At 70.6% G+C, this 15,296-nt stretch carries 13 protein-coding genes; 7 read left to right on the top strand and 6 right to left on the bottom strand.

Annotated elements, in window-relative coordinates; all coding sequences use genetic code 11:
* Positions 1–57 precede the first annotated feature (57 nt).
* From AB2L27_RS18430 to flgN, 5 genes are all read right to left on the bottom strand, one after another.
* On the bottom strand, positions 58–462 hold the full coding sequence (locus tag AB2L27_RS18430) for a flagellar assembly protein FliW (protein ID WP_370442952.1): 405 nt from the start codon (positions 460–462) through the stop codon (positions 58–60).
* 217 nt (positions 463–679) lie between these two features.
* Positions 680–1,081, bottom strand: coding sequence for a flagellar assembly protein FliW (gene fliW, locus AB2L27_RS18435; RefSeq protein ID WP_370442953.1), 402 nt, complete (start codon positions 1,079–1,081; stop codon positions 680–682).
* Between the two features lie 84 nt (positions 1,082–1,165).
* Positions 1,166–2,059, bottom strand: a complete 894-nt coding sequence (gene flgL / locus AB2L27_RS18440; protein WP_370442954.1) for a flagellar hook-associated protein FlgL — start codon at positions 2,057–2,059, stop codon at positions 1,166–1,168.
* A gap of 39 nt (positions 2,060–2,098) precedes the next feature.
* Positions 2,099–3,550, bottom strand: a complete 1,452-nt coding sequence (flgK, locus tag AB2L27_RS18445; RefSeq protein ID WP_370442955.1) for a flagellar hook-associated protein FlgK — start codon at positions 3,548–3,550, stop codon at positions 2,099–2,101.
* 11 nt (positions 3,551–3,561) lie between these two features.
* The gene (flgN, locus tag AB2L27_RS18450) at positions 3,562–4,053 is read right to left on the bottom strand and encodes a flagellar export chaperone FlgN (RefSeq protein WP_370442956.1); all 492 of its coding nucleotides are present in this window, start codon (positions 4,051–4,053) and stop codon (positions 3,562–3,564) included.
* A 144-nt stretch (positions 4,054–4,197) separates the two neighbouring features.
* Here flgN and AB2L27_RS18455 point away from each other — a divergent pair, with 144 nt between their 5' ends.
* Positions 4,198–4,725: a Uma2 family endonuclease gene (locus AB2L27_RS18455; protein ID WP_370442957.1), complete on the top strand. Its 528-nt coding sequence runs from the start codon at positions 4,198–4,200 to the stop codon at positions 4,723–4,725.
* Here AB2L27_RS18455 and AB2L27_RS18460 read toward each other — a convergent pair whose 3' ends face one another.
* Complete coding sequence (locus AB2L27_RS18460; RefSeq protein ID WP_370442958.1) at positions 4,726–5,073, bottom strand: hypothetical protein; 348 nt, start codon at positions 5,071–5,073, stop codon at positions 4,726–4,728. It abuts the gene before it with no gap.
* Positions 5,074–5,318: 245 nt separating this feature from the next.
* On the opposite strand from AB2L27_RS18460, the gene AB2L27_RS18465 reads away from it, so the two are divergent.
* From AB2L27_RS18465 to AB2L27_RS18490, 6 genes are all read left to right on the top strand, one after another.
* On the top strand, positions 5,319–6,215 hold the full coding sequence (locus tag AB2L27_RS18465) for a sigma-70 family RNA polymerase sigma factor (protein ID WP_370442959.1): 897 nt from the start codon (positions 5,319–5,321) through the stop codon (positions 6,213–6,215).
* Positions 6,216–6,555: 340 nt separating this feature from the next.
* Entirely contained in the window at positions 6,556–8,058 is a 1,503-nt protein-coding gene (locus AB2L27_RS18470) for a flagellin N-terminal helical domain-containing protein (RefSeq protein ID WP_370442960.1), read from the top strand.
* Between the two features lie 123 nt (positions 8,059–8,181).
* Positions 8,182–9,603 carry a flagellar filament capping protein FliD gene (gene fliD / locus AB2L27_RS18475; RefSeq protein WP_370442961.1) on the top strand — a complete coding sequence of 474 codons (1,422 nt, stop codon included), beginning with the start codon at positions 8,182–8,184 and terminating at the stop codon, positions 9,601–9,603.
* 135 nt (positions 9,604–9,738) lie between these two features.
* Entirely contained in the window at positions 9,739–10,161 is a 423-nt protein-coding gene (fliS, locus tag AB2L27_RS18480; RefSeq protein ID WP_370442962.1) for a flagellar export chaperone FliS, read from the top strand.
* Positions 10,158–10,523: a hypothetical protein gene (locus AB2L27_RS18485; RefSeq protein WP_370442963.1), complete on the top strand. Its 366-nt coding sequence runs from the start codon at positions 10,158–10,160 to the stop codon at positions 10,521–10,523. The genes fliS and AB2L27_RS18485 overlap by 4 nt, the downstream gene beginning before the upstream one ends.
* 125 nt (positions 10,524–10,648) lie before the next feature.
* Positions 10,649–15,001: a fibronectin type III domain-containing protein gene (locus AB2L27_RS18490; RefSeq protein ID WP_370442964.1), complete on the top strand. Its 4,353-nt coding sequence runs from the start codon at positions 10,649–10,651 to the stop codon at positions 14,999–15,001.
* Positions 15,002–15,296 lie beyond the last annotated feature (295 nt).

Genomic DNA, 15,296 nt, shown 5'->3' on the forward strand with positions numbered 1-15,296 from the left:
GGGCGCGGGCCGGACCGGCTCCCCGGCCGGTCCGGTCCGCGCCGCGTAGGCCCGGTCTCAGCTGGCGGGCTTGAAGGGGGCGTCGAGCGGGTGGTCCTCGCCGTACAGGACGGCCTGGGCGGCGCGGTGGGCCTTGGGGTTGACCACGATGGGGGCCAGCAGGTTCATGGTCGCCTTGTCCGCGCCCATCGTCATGTTGACCACGGCCAGCACGGCGCCGTCGTCCTCGTTGGTCAGTTCGATCGCCTCGGCGGTGCCGCCGTCGATGACCGGGGTGTAGTCGGGGTAGAACGGCATCGGATCGGCCAGCACCAGGCGCAGGTCGGGGTCCGTGGTGGACTTCAGCGAGTAGAAGACGCCGTCGTCGTCCAGGGCGTCGAGTTCGAAGCTCTTGTGGTCCGTCAGGCCGGCCAGCGGCGTCACGAACTCGATCTTGGGAGTGGTGTCGGAAGCGATGCTCACGTCGTCGATCCCTTCGTGTACAGGCCCCGGGGTTCGGTCCCCGGGCGTGTCCTGGTCACCGGCAGGCTCGGCGTGGACCGCCTGACGGCTGCTCGACCAACACCGAGAGTAGTCGAGATGTGGCTTTCCGTCGCGGCGTTCGTGTCATCGCTCGCGAAGACACGAACGCCCCGCCGGTGGCCGACGGGGCGTTCGTGACAGGAAGTGCGGGTGGTGCTCAGCGGACCAGGAGAGGCGCGCGCAGCGGCAGGTCCGTGCCCGCCAGGACGGTCTGCGCCGCCCGCATCGTGCGGTGGTTGATGACGATGGGGGCCAGCAGGTTCACCGTCGCCGTCGCCGGGTCGTCCCCGATGTTGACGACGTTGAGGACGGCCGCCTCGTTGGCCTCGCGCAGGTCCAGCGCGGCCACGGTCTCGTCGTCGATCTCCGGGGCGTACCCGGGGAAGAACTTCAGCGGGGACACCACCACGAGGCGGACCCCCGACCTCGTCGCGTCCCGCAGCGACCACAACGTCCCGTCGTCGTCCAGGGGGACGAGGTGGAAGGACGTCTGCTCGCCGAACCCCATGATCGGGGTGACGAACTCGATGATCGGGGCGGTCACGGGCGCATCGGTCATGACGGTCACTCTAGGAACTCCGGAGGGTGGGGAGGGGATGAAACGTTTCCGGTGGACGAGCGGTGGGGCAGGTGGCGGGACGGGTCAGCGCAAGAAGTCCAGGAGGGACGTCTGGACCGTCTTGGCCGTCACCTGCAGCGCCGCCTGGTACGCCACGTTCTGCTGGGTGAACTCGACGTACGCCTTGGCCGGGTCCACGCCCTGCACGTCGTCCAGCTGCGCCTCCAGGTAGGCCAGCTGGTTCGCGTTGACCTCCTCGGCGTGGTCGAGCTGGTTGGTGCGGGCGCCGATGACGGCCATTGCGTTGGTCGCACCGGTGATGCGCTTGTCGATCGTCGACAGCGCGCCGGCCACGGCGGTCGTGTTCCCACGGGAGACGTTCTCCGCGAGGTCGTCCAGCTCGTCAAAGACCGTGATCGAGCCGCCGTACACGCTGTCGCCCGAGATGTTCACGGTCATCGTGACGCCGGGGGAGATGGTGCGCAGCAGGCTGCCCCCGTCGTCGGAGGACGAGTACCGCGGTGCTGCGGTGGCGGATGCGTCGGGAGCGAACGCGGTCGTGGTGTCCCGGGTCCCGGCGAAGACGGCGCGGCCCTGGTAGGGGGTGTTCGCGTCGCCGAGGATCGTCTCCTTCAGCGCCAGGATCTCCTTGGCGATCGCGTCTCGGCCCGTCTCGTTGAGCGCACCGTTGCCCGCGCGGACGGCGAGCTCACGGATCTTCTGCAGCGCGTTCGTCGTGCTCTGCAGCGCCGGTTCCTGCGTGGTCATCCACGCCCGGGCCTCGTCGAGGTTGCGCCCGTTCTCGGTGTTGACGGCGATCTGGTCGTTCAGGCGCAGGGCTGCGGCCGCGCGCACGGAGTCCGTTGACCCCTTGGGCAGCGAGGTGCCGCTGGTGATCTGGTCCTGCAGCTTCGCCATCCGGGTCTGCGTGTTCTGCAGGTTGGCGAGGGCGTTGGTGGCGATGCTGCGCTGGGTCACGCGTCCGAGCATGATCGGTTCTCCGGTCGGTCAGTGGGGTCAGCGGACCATGTTGAGGAGCGACTGCAGGGCCTCGTCCATGGTGGTGAGGACCTTTGCGGCCGCCGAGTACGCGTGCTGGTAGGCGACGAGGTTGGTCATCTCCTCGTCCAGGTTCACGCCCGAGACGCCGTCGCGGACGGCGCTGGACTTCAGCGAGACCTGCGAGGCCAGCTCAGCGCGGTTGCCGGCGGACTGGGTCGAGGCGGCGAGGTTCGTCGCGTGCGTGCGCCAGTCGTCCTTGATCCCGACGACGGCGTCCCTGGCCGGGGTGGTCCCGGTGGCTGGCTTGGCCGGGGCGCCGTTGAAGGCCTCCGAGACCGCGCGGGCGTAGAAGCGGTCGGCCGAGCCGGGGTTGTCGTCGGTGCCGGTGCTGTCCCGGAACGAGTCGGTGGTGACGCCGAGCGTCAGGGTCGCGGCGGTGACGGGGTTGCCGTCAGCGCTCACGAAGAAGTCGGTCGTGGCGGGGGTGCCCCGGTAGGCGGTGTTCACCTTGTCGGTGAGCTTCGTCGCGAAGGCGTCCAGGCCGGCCTTTTGGTCGGCCAGGGTCTTGTTCGCCCCGTCCAGCGTGGCCTTGAGCGCACCGGAGACCGGCTCGGCGACCTGCCCGCCGATCGTGACGACCAGGACGTTGCCGATCCGCGCCGCGCCCGGGTCGACCGCGGTCTTGTCGGTGGCGCTGACCTGGTTCCCGACCGTCAGCCCGTAGGAGAAGTCACCGGTGACGATCGTCGCGTTGCCGACGAGGACGTCGACGGTGCCGTTGTCCCGGTGGACCGTGCGCGAGCCGGTGAGGTCGGACAGCTGGTTGAGCAGCTGGTCGCGCTGGTCCATCAGCTCGTTGGCCGACGCGCCGGAGGCCAGGGTCTCGCGGATGCCGGTGTTGAGCTTGGCGACGTTCGTGGCGATCGTCGTGGCCTGGGTGGCCAGGGTCTGCGCCTGCAGGCCCAGCTGGTCGTACTGCCCCTCGAGCTGGGTGTTCATCCCGACGACCTGCGTCACCACCGTCTGGCTGCGCGTGACCACCAGGGACCGCGCGCCGGCGAGGCCGTCGGTGCCGCTCTTGGACGCGAGGTCGTTCCACGCCGAGGACAGGTCCTTGAGGTTCGCGCTCAGCCCGGTGGTGCCGGTGTCGCCGATGGCGTTCTCCACGGCGGACCAGATGCCGGCCGCCGTCGCCTGCTCCTTCGCGGCCGCAGAGTCCTGGCGGGCGGTCGCGGTGGCCAGGGCGTCGGAGACGCGGGTCAGGCCGGTGACGGAGACGCCGTCGCCGGGGACGAACCTCTGCGCGAACTGCCCCGTCTGGTTCAGGACGCTGGCGGACTGCTCGACCCGCTGGCGGGAGTAGCCCTCGGTGTTGACGTTGGCGATGTTCTGCCCCGTCGTCTCCATGCCGAGCTGGGCGGCGGACAGCGCGCGGCGCGCGGTGTTGATGCCGGAGAAGGTGCTCATCGGGGGTCCTCTCAGAAGGCTTCGTCGACGAAGTGGGCGCGGGAGCCACCGGCCGACGCGGCCGTGTTCTTGCCCTGGGCGGTGTAGGTGTCGAGGGGCTTGTCGAGCCCGAGGAGGGTCTCGCGCAGGGCGCGGGAGCCGGCGTTGAGCAGGTCGCGGTTGGCGTCGGCCAGGTCCTGGATCTCCGCGGTCAGGGTGAGGAAGGAGTCGCGGTGGCCGCGGAAGATCTCCCCCCACGGGTGCGGGGCCGCGTCGGCCAGGGCGTTCAGGCTGGGGCCGGGTTCGAGGTCGAGCTCGGCGGCGGCGGCGTCGACCTCGGTCGCGCGCAGCAGCTCGGTCGTCCGGATCTGCTCCATGACGAACTCGACCTCGCGGGTCGCGTGCGCCAGCCAGCGCGTGCGGCCGCTGGCCAGCACGAGCTGCTCCTCCTCCAGCTTGAACAGGAGCAGCTCCATCAGCTCCCGCTCCTTCCAGAGGATGCCGGAGACCTCGGCCAGTCCCATGCGTGTCCTTCCCCGTTGCCTGTCGTGGGTGGTGCTCGAGGCGTCCATCGGCGGCCGCTACCACGAGCTGAGGCGGCGAGGGGGTGGATCGGGGGAGCCGGCTGGCTAGGATCGGCCCAGGACGACCGTCTGGAGGTGGTGTCGGTGAGCGTCTCGGTGACGAGCGTCTTCCCGCTGACGTGGGAGGACCTGCCCCGTGAGACCGCCGGTCCCCGCATGGAGCTCATCGACGGGAGCCTGCACGTGACGCCACTGGGGGATCTTCGGCACCAGCGGCTGATCATGACCGTGGCACAGGGACTCGCCGGACTGGCCCCCGCGGGCTGGGTGGTGTTGCCGGGAGCCAACGTGCTGCGCCGGGGCGCCACGGACCGGCTGCTCATCCCCGACGTCGTCGTGCTCGCCGAGGACGCCGTCGCCGCGGGCGGGGTGTACGCGGACCCCTCCGACGTCCTGCTCGTCGTGGAGGTGGAGTGCCCCTCGACCCGGTCCGTCGACCGGCTCCTCAAGCGCGACCTGTACGCCCAGTGGCGGATCAGCGACTACTGGGTCCTGGACCCCGAGGTCCGGGCGCTGACGCGCCTCGTGCTCGGGCCGGACCGCAGCTACGCCCCGGGGCGGGGGAGCGCGGATTGGCTGGCCGCCTACGACGAGGGTGGGCTCTGGCCCTGATCAGGCCCCGGTCTTCTTGATGAACTGCGCGTTCTTCGTCGGCTTGCGCAGGTAGTAGGGCCGGCTGTCCTCGCGGGCCTGGCGCAGCTCCTGGTGCAGGACGCGCGCCTCCTCCTCCATGGCCCGCTCCACCGCCCGCTGGTCGACGCCGCGATGCCGTTCGGTGGCGATGTGGTCGTTGCGGCCGACCTCGTGCTCGACGTCGAGGAAGTTCTTAGCGCACAGCGCGTAGAGAGCGCTGACGCGTTCGCCGTACTTGACCGCGTAGTTGTCGAGGAAGGTCGGCGTCAGCCACCCCTTGTTGCGAGCGAACTCCAGGTCCCGCACGACCTGCCACAAAGGTTTCACGAACGTCCTCCAGCCTCACCGGTCCCACGCGCCTCAGGGTTCGGGCGGTGGTGCTCCACGACAACTTTCGGCGCGCGGTAGGGGTCTGCTGAACCACGCTGCGCCGATCGGGTCGGACGTCACCCCTCCGGTGCGTCCGGGACAGTCTGTGGTCGCACCCGCCCCCGATCGGAGCAGCGCGCCGGGGTGAGGACTCACCCGTTCGGCGCTCAAGTCACGAGGGGGCGCGTGCCGAGAAGGGGTGTGTGACCGCAGACGTTGCCACCGCCACCCGGGAGCTCCCCATGGTCGAGCTCAGCGCCGCCGAGCGCAGTGCGCTCGTCGAGCAGCACCTGCCGCTCGTGGGCTACATCACCTCGGAGTTCATCGGCCGCCTGCCTTCGCACGTGAGCCGGGACGACCTCACCTCGGCCGGTCTCATGGCGCTGTTCCAGGCCTCGCGCGCCTACGACCCGACCACCGGGGTCCCGTTCAACCGGTACGCCAACACGCGCATCCGCGGCGCCATCCTCGACGACCTGCGCGGGGCGGACTGGGCCTCGCGCGGCGTCCGCAGCCGTCAGCGCAAGCTGTCCCAGACCGAGGACCAGCTCACCACCCAGCTCGGCCGCACCCCCACGCCCACCGAGCTCGCCGCCGCCCTCGGGGTCTCGGAGAAGGAGGTGGCCGAGACGCGCGACGAGGCGCAGCGCTCGATGGTGTTGTCGATGCAGGGCTTCACCGCCGAGGGCGCCTCCCTGGACGACCACCTGCCCACCCACACCCCCGGCCCGGAGCAGGAGCTGCTGCACCGCGAGCGCCTGGGGTACCTGCGTTCGGCCGTCAGCGTCCTGCCCGAGCGGCTGCGCCACGTCGTGGAGGGGTACTTCCTCCACGAGCGCCCCATGGCCGAGCTGGCCGAGGAGCTGGGGGTCTCGGAGTCCCGCATCTCCCAGATGCGCGCCGAGGCGCTGGTCCTGCTGCGCGACGGGATGAACACGCACCTGTCCCCGGAGATGGTGCTCAAGACCGCCGGGTCCGGGGCGGCAGTGAAGCGCAAGGAGGCGTACTACGCCGCCGTGGGGACGCAGAGCGACTTCCGGTCGCGGCTGGCGCTGAGCAGCTTCGCGCAGTTCTCCGCGCCGGCGATGCGCACCGCCTGACCCCCGCGTTCCCGAAGGCCCCGTTCCGACACTTGGAGCGGGGCCTTCGGCGTTCCCGAGACTTCGTGACACAGCGCGACACGGCGCCACGCTCTGTGCTTCCATGGAAGGGCAACGAGGTGTCGCGCACTGCGGTGCCCCGTCGGCAGCGGGACCACCACGTCCAGCGGTCCTGGAGGGACTCCAGGGGGACGTGGTGCGGGTGAGCCGGAAGCGTCACCCGATTGCCACGTGGCGGAATGCTCAGGTGGGAAGCCCGCGAGCCGATGGATGAAGTGTCAGGCCACGGACGGCCGATACAGACACCCCCTGGACCCCAGATCACGGAGGAATCGTCACCATGGGTCTTCGCATTCAGAACAACATCGCCGCGCTCAACAGCTACAACAACGTGAACCGCACGGACAAGGCCGTCTCTGGCTCGCTGGAGAAGCTGTCGTCCGGTTTCCGCATCAACAAGGCCGCCGACGACGCGGCCGGCCTGGTCGTCTCCGAAGGTCTGCGCTCGCAGATCGGTGGTATGACCGTTGCGGCCCGCAACGCCCAGGACGGGATCAACGTCGCCCAGTCCGCCGACGGCGCTCTCGGTGTCACCACGAACATCCTCCAGCGCATGCGCGACCTGGCTGTCCAGGCCTCCAGCGGTGGCGCGCAGGACGCTAACGCGCAGAAGGCCGCCAACCTCGAGTTCGGCAAGCTGAAGGAAGAGCTCACCCGCATCACCAACACCACCGCCTTCGGTGGGCAGAAGCTGCTGGATGGCAACTACAAGGGCGTCTTCCAGGTCGGCGCCAACGCCGGCGAGCAGCTGAAGGTCAACCTGACCTCCGCCGCCCTCACCGGTGTGGAGCCGACGGCGACCTTCCGCGCCGCCAAGGCGGACGTCGTGGCGAACCCGGGTGGCGGGGCGGCCAAGACTCTGACCATCACGCAGAACGGCGTCGATGCGACCGTGACCATCGCGGCTGGCGCCAGCGCGCAGGCCGTCGCGGACGCTGTGGCCACCTCGACGAACAACGCCTTCACTGGTGCTCTCGACAACGGTGGCAACTTGGTCATTACGTCGGCCTCCAGCGACAGCCCGATCACCGCAAAGGTTGGCACGTCGGACCTGACGGCGGCCCCGACTCCCACGCCGGCCCCGTCGAAGGCGGCCATCGCTGGCACCGATCTTGCCACGCCGAGCGGTGCCGACAAGATTTTCACCATCACGATGGGGACTAAGACCGCAAGCTTCACCGTGGCGGATGGCACCTCCGACGTGGCCGCTGCCATTGAGACCGGATTGGCTTCCAACCCTGACTTCCAGGTTCAGAAGGACGCAGTGTCCGGTGAGCTTCGCATTACCTCGAAGGCGAACAGCTCCACCGCAATCTCGGTCACCTACGGCGGGGCCACCCCGACCCCTGTTCCTGGCGCGAACACCACCACCGGTGTGGCTGACCCGGCTCCGACGGCGCCTGTCACCGGCCCGACTGGCTTCGACGCTGCGGGCCTGGGCCTGTCGGCCATCAACTTGGTCGATGGAACGACCCCGACTGATATCTCGAAGAACGTTGCAGCGTCTCAGGCGGCCATCAACGCCATCGACGCGGCTCTTCGGGGGGTCGGTACCGCCCGCGCCACCATCGGTGCGTCGCAGAACCGATTCGAGTACGCCCTCTCGAGCCTGAACGTCTCCATCGAGAACATCACCGCGTCGGAGTCGGCCATCCGCGACACCGACATGGCTGCCGAGATGACGAAGTTCACGAAGAACCAGATCCTCTCGCAGGCCGGTACATCGATGCTCGCCCAGGCGAACTCCTCGACGCAGAACATCCTCACCCTGCTGCGCGGCTGATCCTGGCCCTCTGAGGTCGGCTAGCTCCGGCTGACCCTCCTCCTCAAGGCGGGGAACACCGCTCCCGTGGTGTTCCCCGCCTTTCGCACGTTCATCCTCGACACCTGACAGAAGGAGAAGCTCATGGCTATCTCGTCCTCTGCGGTCGACGGACTGGTCAGCGGGCTCGACACCGGCAGCATCATCTCCCAGCTGCTTCAAGTGGACGCCGCGCCTCAGACGAAGCTGAAGAGCACCGTCAGTGCAGCGCAGAACAAGGTCGCCGCGTTCCAGTCGGTCAACATGAAGCTCGCCACTCTCCAGAGCGCCGCTGTGAACCTGCAGTCGGCCAGCGCCTGGAGCGCAGCGAAAGCGACCACCGTCGGTGACGGCGTCACGGCGACGGCGGACCCCTCTGCCGTCCCGGGCTCGTTGTCCTTCCGCGTCACCCAACTGGCGTCGGGACGGTCCGAGATCAGCGGCCCAATTCCTGACAATGCGGATCTGTCGACCATCAAGAGCAAGATGGGTCTCCCCATGACCGTCACCCGGGGGGACCAAGTTTTCACGGTTGACGCGGAGACCGGCCCGCTGGAAGCCGTCGTGGCCTCCATCAACAAGATTCAAGGTCTCGGACTGACCGCCGTGGCCGTCAGGGTTGACACCCACACTTACCGGGTCCAACTCACCAGCAAGACGACGGGTGACGAGGCAGGAAAGTTCGTGATGTCCGCCGACAGCGCGAACCCTCCCCTCTACACGAACGTCACCCTCGCCAAGGACGCCAAGATCGCGGTGCCGGTGGCGGCGCCGGGGGTCGATCCCATCGAGGTGCGTTCCAGCTCGAACACGTTCGCTGGACTCCTCCCGGGTGTGTCGGTGACGGCGACCCAGCTGACGCCCGCGAACGGGCAGCCGGTGACCGTCTCGGTGGCCACCGACGCCACGGCGGTGACGGCCTCGGTCAAGTCCTTGGTCGACGCGGCGAACGCCGCGTTAACCGAGATCGCGACCCAGTCCAAGGCCGGCGCCGTCGGATCCACGGGATCGGTCAGCGGTGCAGGTGTGCTGCGCGGTGACGGCCTGATGCGCAGCCTGGCCTCCGCCATCGTCAGCCAGGTGACGACAGCGCTGGGGGGTACGCAGTCTGCTGCGTCCTTCGGTGTCCAGACCACCCGGGACGGACGGCTGACGTTCGATGCCGACACCTTCTCCAAGGCCTACGCCACGGACCCGGTGAAGGTGCAGAAGGCGTTCTCGCCCCGTAGCGCCGATCCCTCGATCACCGAGACCGTGTCCGACGGGCTTGCGGATCGTCTGGCGAAGGTCGCCAAGGCCGCGACCGATCCCGTGACGGGGTCGCTCACCAAGGCTGTCACGGGTCAGAACGACACCATCTCCGACCTGACCCAGCGGATCGCGGACTGGGACCAGCGCCTGGCGGACAAGAAGGCGCGCTACCAGAAGTACTACGCCTCCCTGGAGGTGTCGCTGGGCAAGCTGCAGAGCCAGTCCACGTGGCTGTCCGGTCAGCTCGCCAGCCTCAACGGCGGAAACCAGCGCTGATCCCTTGCGCCGCTGAGCCGGTCACGACGCACCGCGTCGTGGCCGGCTCATCGCATTCACCCCGCGAACGGCTCCAGCGCAAGCTTCTCCTGCCGATGGACTGGCCAGCACCGTCCCACCATGGAGGAACAAGGCATGACGGCACAGACGTTCGGCGCGCGCGGAGCCAACCGCTACCTCGGCGACAGCCTGAGCACGGCCAGCCCGGCCGCACTCCTCGTGATGCTCTGGGACCGGCTGGTCCTGGACCTGCAGCGCGCCGAGCAGGCGCAGCTCGACGGCGACCGGGAACTCGCCCACCGCAACCTCATCCACGCCCAGGACATCGTCCACGAGCTGCGCAACAGCCTGCAGGTCGGTGCCTGGGAGGGCGGGGACAACCTCATGGCGCTGTACACCTGGCTGCTGAAGGAACTGTCCGCCGCGAACGTGTCCGGGGACGCCGCTCGCACGGCGGCGTGCCGCACCGAGACCGTCGAACCGCTCGCGGAGGCGTGGCGCCAGGCGGCGCTGGAGCACCTGAGCAGCACGAGCGCGGTCGCGCCGGGCGTGGCGTGACGGCGCCCGTCCACACCGGCGCGGCGACCGAGGAGCGCGTGCCGGAGCATTGGGCGACGGCGTGGGACGCCGCGCTGGCGGCCGTCGAGCTGGACGTCGAGTCCGCCGAGCGCCTCATCGCCCAACTGCACGCCGGCGTGGACGAGGCCCCCGAACCCGCCGACCGGCCCTGGGTGGCCCCGGCGCTGCTGGGGCCGATCCCGCTGGAGTTCGCCGACCGCGCGCGGCACCTGCTGGCGCGGCAGACCGAGGTGAGCGAGCGGCTGGCCGAGGCGATGGTGACCGTGCGGTCGCAGACGCGCGCCCTCGGCAAGCTCGACCGGGCCGAACGACGTCCCGTCTTCCTCGACCGGGCGTTGTGACCGACGTCCGTCGCCGACCGGTGGTCTGACCACCGTCAAGTTCCCGGGCCCGCGGTCGACATCTAGATGAGCATCTAGATGTCGACTCGCGGGCCCGTCGTGGTCCTGCAACGCCGGAGGACCACGTGCCCGTCTCTCGCACCCTCGCCCACCTCGCCGTCGGCCTCGTGGCGACCTCGGTCGTCGTGGCCGCCGTCCCCTCCACCGCGAGCGCCCTCACGGTGGTCCGGCAGCAGCGCGCCTACGCCTTCGCGGCCATCCCCTCGGCCCCGACCGGCCTGACGCTGCAGGTGGGGGACTCCCGCCTCTACGCCTCCTGGAACGCCGTCACCGCCCCGGTGGCGAAGTACACCGTCCGGTACACCGCCTTCGGCGGGACAGGGGCGGTCCTGGGGTTCCGCGGCCAGCAGGACGTCACGACGGGGACCAGCGCGGTCCTCGTGCTCACCAACGGCACCCCGTACGACGTCGACGTCATGGTGACCACGACCGACGGCCAGACGTCGGTGTACTCCGCCACCGTCCGCGGCACGCCCACGGCCAATGCCCCCACCCAGCCGACCGGGCTGAGCGCGGTGGCCGGTGACGCCCGGGTGAGCCTGGCGTGGGCCTCGAACACGGCCGATTCCCGCAGGCGGCGGGTCGACCTGTACCGCGACGGTTCCCTGCTGGTCTCCCTGCCGGCCGGGGCGACGAGCCACGTCGATACGACCGCGGTGAACGGCACGACCCACCGCTACGAGGTCGTCGCGGTGGACACCAACGTCACCCCCAACGCGCGGTCGGCCGCCTCGGCCCCGGCGTCGGCCACGCCCGTGGACCGCACCCCACCGGAGGCACCCACCGGGGTGACCGCGACCCCGGGGGACCGGTCCGCGACCGTGTCGTGGGTCCGCGGTACCGAGCCCGACCTCGCCCGGTACGAGGTGACGGGCCCGACCGGGACGAGCACCGTCCTGCTGCCCACGACCACGTTCTCCACGGCGAACCTGCTCAACGGCGTCACGTACACGTTCACCGTCGTCGCCGTGGACAGCACCGGGAACCGGTCGGCGGGGACGGCCGTCACGGTGACCCCGGCCGACCTCGTCGCGCCGGCGCCACCCACCGGCGTGCGGGGTACCGCCGGCGACGCCACGGCGACCATCACGTGGGACGCGAACACCGAACCGGACCTGGACCGCTACGAGGTCGAGGGACCCGCGGGACGTTCGACGGTGCTGGCCCCCGCCACGTCCTGGACCGTCGTCGGCCTGCCCAACGGTCAGCCGCTGACCTTCCGCGTCCACGCCGTCGACACCGGGGGGAACCGCTCGGCGGGAACGCCGGTGACCGTGACGCCCGTCGACCGCACACCGCCCCTGGCCCCGGCGAACCTGACCGGGACGGCCGGGGACGGCGCGGCCGTCCTGGCCTGGAGCCCGAACTCCGAGGCCGACCTGGATCACTACCTCGTGACCGGTCCGGACGGGCCCGTCACCACGGTGCGCCCGCCGATGACGTGGTGGAGCACCACGGGGCTGACGAACGGCACGTCCTACACCTACGGCGTGACCGCGGTGGACCGGACGGGCAACGTCTCCCCGGTCAGTTCCGTCACCGTGGTGCCCGTCGACACGACCGCCCCGGCGACCCCCGCCGGGGTCAGCGCGGACCCCGGGGACGGCGCGGTCCTGGTCCACTGGGCCCCCAACACCGAGGCCGACCTGGACCGCTACGAGGTCACGGGTCCCGGTGGCGTCGTGGTCGTGCGCCCGCCGGCCGTGGCGCACACCGTCACCGGACTGCAGAACGGTCAGTCGTACACGTTCTCCGTCGTCGCCGTCGACACGGCTGGGAACCGGTCGGCCGCGGGCACGGCCACGGCCACCCCCGCCGACGTCACCGCGCCCGACATCCCCACGGGGCTGACCGTGACGCCGGCCGACCGCGCCCTGGACCTGGCGTGGACGGCCTCGGTGGCCCCCGACACCGCCGCCTACCGCATCCACCTCGCCGGCTCGCCCGTGCTGACCGTCCCCGCCCCGGCGACGTCGGCGCGGCTGACGGGCCTGACCAACGGCACCCCCTACGGCGTGCGGATCAGCGCCGTGGACGGGGCGGGCAACGAGTCGGCGCTGTCCCCGACCGTCTTCGGGACCCCGGCCGACCTCACACCGCCGGCGGCCCCGACCGGGGTCCAGGCGTCGCCGGAGGACGCCGGGGCGAGGATCAGCTGGAACCCCAGCCCCGAACCCGACGTGGACCGTTACGAGGTCCTGGTCGACGGCGTCCTGCGCGCCGCGGTCCCGGCCGGCACCACGACCGCGTTCGTCACCGGCCTGGTGAACGGGACGACCTCCTCGGTGGTCGTCGTGGCCGTCGACACCGCGGGCAATCCCTCCCCGCCCAGCGCGGCCGTGCTGGTCACCCCCGCCGACCGGACCGCCCCGGCGACTCCCGTCGGCATCGGCAGCGTGGCCGGCGACGGCACGGTCACCGTGTCGTGGTCCGTCAGCACCGACCCCGACATCCACCACTACGAGGTCGTCGACGCCCAGGACGCGGTCGTGGCCACCGCGCCCGCCGGTGCGGGGTCCGCGGTCGTCACCGGGCCGGCCAACGGCACCGCGCATACGTTCCGCGTCGTCGCGGTCGACGCCGCCGGCAACCGGTCGGCCCCGTCGGTGAGCACGGTCGCCACCCCGGTCGCCGCGGTCCTCGGCGGTGCCGGCGCGGCCAGCGCGGCGGCCGCCGACGGCGCGGCGACCGTGACGTGGGAGCCCTCGACCGATCCGCTCGTCGTCGGCTACGAGGTGTGCGTCGACGGGGGCGCGTGCGTCCCCGCCTTCGCGCCGCCGGCGGTGGTGACGGGCCTGGACAACGGCACGAGCTACACGTTCACCGTCTACGCCCTCGACGCCGCCGGCCACCGGTCCGCGGGGTCCACCACGGCCCCGGTGACCCCGGTGACCGGCGCCCTCGCCGCCCCGACCGGTCTGAGCGCCACCGCCGGGGACGGTGCGGCGAGCGTGCGGTGGGAGGCCGTACCCTCCGCCGTCGGCTACGAGGTGCTGGTCGACGGCACGCCCGTCACGACCGTGTCGGGGGCGACGTCGACGGTCCTGACCGCCCTGACCAACGGCACCACCGTCACGGTCACCGTCCGTGCCCTGGCGGCCGGCGGGGCTCCCGGCGCGCTGTCCGTCGCGGCGCAGGTCACCCCACGCGCGGCCGTGCGCGACGCCGCGCCCCCGGCCGCGGGCGCAGGGGGGAAGTCGGGGGTCGCCGCCACCCCCGACGGCCGATTCAGCGTCTTCGGCACGGCCGCCCAGCTGGAACCGTCGGACACGAACAACGACTACGAGCTCTACGTCCGCGACGAACTCCTCGGCACCACCACTCGTCTGGACCCGACCGCGGCCGGCACCGACCTCAACACGAGCAGGATCGCGATGAGCGACGACGGCCGGTACGTCGTCCTCGTGACGAGCGCCGCCAAAGTGGCGACGGACACCAACGGCAAGGCCGACGTCTACCGGCTCGACCGCCAGACCGGAACGTGGCAGCTGGTCAGTGTTCCGGCGTCGGGTGAGGTGTCCAGCACGGCGGGTGCGGACGTGGAGCAGGCTCCCTACGTCTACTCGACCATGCCGGCCGTCGCGGTCACGGCGGGCGGGAACCAGGTGTTCTTCCACTCGCGCCGCTCCGATCTCGTCCCCGGAGACACCAACGACGCCCCGGACCTGTTCCGGAAGGACATGACGACCGGCGAGGTCACCCGCATCTCCACCGCCCCCGACGGTGGGCAGATCTCCACCGGATCGATGGGTCCTGCCCTCGACATCACTCCCGACGGCCGGTACGCCCTCGTCGTGCTCCCCGTCCAAGGCACGATCGCCACCGTGTGGCGCAAGGACACCGTCACGGGGGAGATGCTCCTCGTGTCCGGCACCGGTGGGTGGAAAGACCTCCGCAGCGCCTACCACGTCCTGAGGGACGCCCAGGACGTGTCCATCTCCGACGACGGTCGGTACGTGGCGTTCAGCTCCGACACTCGAGCCCTGTACTCCCGGGCCTACGAGTACGTCGCCTACCGCCGTGACATGGTCACCGGCACGATCGTGCGCGCGGGCATCGAAACGCGGCACTACGAACGCGAGCACCAGGCGACGCTGGACCCCTCTGGGCGGTACGTCTTCTTCGCCACCCGCGCGGGCGTCGACGGTGACAACGACGGCCGCACCGACTGGTACCGGAGGGACCTCGCAAACCCCTCGCTGACTCCCGTCCTGGTCACCAGCACAGTCGCCGGACGCCCCAGTGCCGTTCGCATCACGGGCCCCATCACGACCGCGGAGTTCGGATCCATCACCGTCCTCTCCGGGGACGTGGTGGTCGTGGCCACGATGCAGGCCCTCGTCGCCGGGGACACCAACGGGGTGATGGACCTGTACCGCAAGGACCTGCGGACCGGGGAGGTGGGGTCGGCGGTCTGAGCTTGACTTTTAACCTGCAGCTGTCGATCGAGAAGCCGAGGGTGGACAGCAAGGCGGCCTTGAGGTGATCATCAGCGTTGTCGAGACGTCGGTGATCAAACTCAAGGCCGCGAGGTGAGTGTGGCGCACGATGCTGGTGCTGTCGAGTCTGCTTGTCGCGCGTCAGGTTTTGTGGCAGACCCCGTTGCCTACGGGGTTGACCAGCGAGGAGCCTGATCACCATGCCAAGACCACCGGCCCTGGCGGCCGAGGAGAAGACCCGGATCGTGCTGTCGATCCTGGCCGGGGAAACCAC

The organism is Kineococcus halophytocola (genome assembly GCF_041276425.1).
Lineage (GTDB): Bacteria > Actinomycetota > Actinomycetes > Actinomycetales > Kineococcaceae > Kineococcus > Kineococcus halophytocola.

Coding starts and splice junctions, on each gene's coding strand:
- fliW (WP_370442953.1), bottom strand. CDS start 1,081: ATGACCGATGCGCCCGTGACCGCCCCGATCATCGAGTTCGTCACCCCG.
- flgK (WP_370442955.1), bottom strand. CDS start 3,550: ATGAGCACCTTCTCCGGCATCAACACCGCGCGCCGCGCGCTGTCCGCC.
- flgN (WP_370442956.1), bottom strand. CDS start 4,053: ATGGGACTGGCCGAGGTCTCCGGCATCCTCTGGAAGGAGCGGGAGCTG.
- AB2L27_RS18470 (WP_370442960.1), top strand. CDS start 6,556: ATGGGTCTTCGCATTCAGAACAACATCGCCGCGCTCAACAGCTACAAC.
- fliD (WP_370442961.1), top strand. CDS start 8,182: ATGGCTATCTCGTCCTCTGCGGTCGACGGACTGGTCAGCGGGCTCGAC.
- fliS (WP_370442962.1), top strand. CDS start 9,739: ATGACGGCACAGACGTTCGGCGCGCGCGGAGCCAACCGCTACCTCGGC.